At 35.8% G+C, this 1677-nt stretch carries 1 protein-coding gene; it reads left to right on the top strand.

The genetic code is table 11. The features are described from left to right. Window positions 1–195 precede the first annotated feature (195 nt). Window positions 196–1248: an IS4 family transposase gene (locus D5281_RS24850; RefSeq protein WP_277935628.1), complete on the top strand. Its 1053-nt coding sequence runs from the start codon at window positions 196–198 to the stop codon at window positions 1246–1248. Window positions 1249–1677: the final 429 nt, after the last annotated feature.

The following is a 1677-nucleotide window of genomic DNA, read 5'->3' as shown; positions in this document are numbered from 1 at the left end:
CAATGTCATTTAGATAAGGACGATGCAAAGAACAGTGTATGTAGAAATATGTACCCTGTTCTTTTTTTGTATAATTTCATAAATCACTTGACAGGATAAACCAAATGTGTGGCCGCTCTGACTATCTAAAAAGAAAGATAGTCAGAGCGGCCCTTGTAATCAAGAAAACATCTCGGTTGCAAGGAGGATTACACAATGAATTATTCTACAGAGGTAAAGCAAAAACTATTATCCATTATTACAGAGATGGATTCTTACCGTTGGTTGTTTACAAAGAATCCAGAAACGGATTTTTCACGTAAAAAGAAATGGTCATTTGAAGAGATAATGAAGTTTATGCTTACAATGGAGGGGAAAGCATTAAGAGATGAATTGTTGGAATATTTTGATTTTGACAGTTCCACGCCATCGGATTCAGCATTTAACCAGCGCAGGGCACAGATATTGCCAGAAGCATTTGAGTTCTTATTTCAAGAATTCACTAAATCTTTTAATGATAATGCTACATATAAAGGACTTAGATTAATTGCCTGTGATGGTTCGGATTTATGCATTGCCTGCAATCCTAAAGATGAAACAACCTATTTTCAACCGCTTCCTGACAGCAAAGGCTTCAACCAGCTGCATTTAAACGCTTTTTATGATTTATGCAGCAGAAGATACACAGATGCAATTATCCAACCTGCCCGATTGAAAAATGAAAATAGTGCTATGTGTGAATTGATTGACAGATACCGTGGCCAGCCTGCTGTTTTTATCGCAGACAGGGGCTATGAGAACTACAATATATTTGCTCATGCGGAACATAAAGGAATGTATTACTTAATACGCGTCAAAGATGTAACAAGTAATGGAATAGCTTCGAAACTAACAATGCTGCCAGAGAGTGATGAATTTGACGAATGGGTTAATCTTACACTCACAAAAAAGCAGACAAATGAAGTAAAAGCAAATCCCCAAAAATACAGAATTATTATGAAAAAAACACCTTTTGATTATCTTGACCTGCATTTTAATAAGTTTTACGAGATAAAAATGAGAGTAGTGCGTTTTCCAATCTCGCAAGACTCTTATGAATGTATTATTACAAATCTGCCACAAGAAAAATTTAGTTCTGGTGAAATCAAACAGTTATATGCGAAACGCTGGGGAATAGAAACCTCTTTTCGCGAGTTAAAATATGCATTAGGATTAACACGGTTTCATGCAAAGAAACCAGAATATATTGTGCAGGAAAGTCAAGAATGACTCTGTATAATTTCTGTGAGATTATAGCGACTAATGTGGTTGTCAAGCAGAAAGTTGGCTGCAAATATATATATCAGCTGAATTATACCCGTGCGATGCGAATTTGCTGTCATTTTCTATCAATAAAAGAAGAAAAAGCTCCACCCGATGTAGAGTATCTAATCGGACATGAGCTTCTTCCTGTACGTTCTGGGAGAACAGACCCTCGCAAAGTCAAACCCCAGTCCGCGATAAGCTTTCTATATAGAGCAGCCTAATCAAATATTAGTATATACTATTTTTAAGACAGATGAAAGCATCTGTCTGTTTGTCGTACAAATTTATTACGTTGAATGCTTTTAAATATAGAAAAACAGCGAATAAACAAAATGTTTACTCGCTGTAAAAAGAATCCTAACTGCAATGTTGTCCTTATCTAAATGACATTGG

It is taken from the genome of Parablautia muri, from assembly GCF_009917485.1.
Taxonomy (GTDB): Bacteria; Bacillota; Clostridia; order Lachnospirales; family Lachnospiraceae; genus Suilimivivens; species Suilimivivens muri.
The sequence above is the reverse complement of the archived record's forward strand: the minus strand, read 5'-3'. Positions and strand labels throughout refer to the sequence as shown.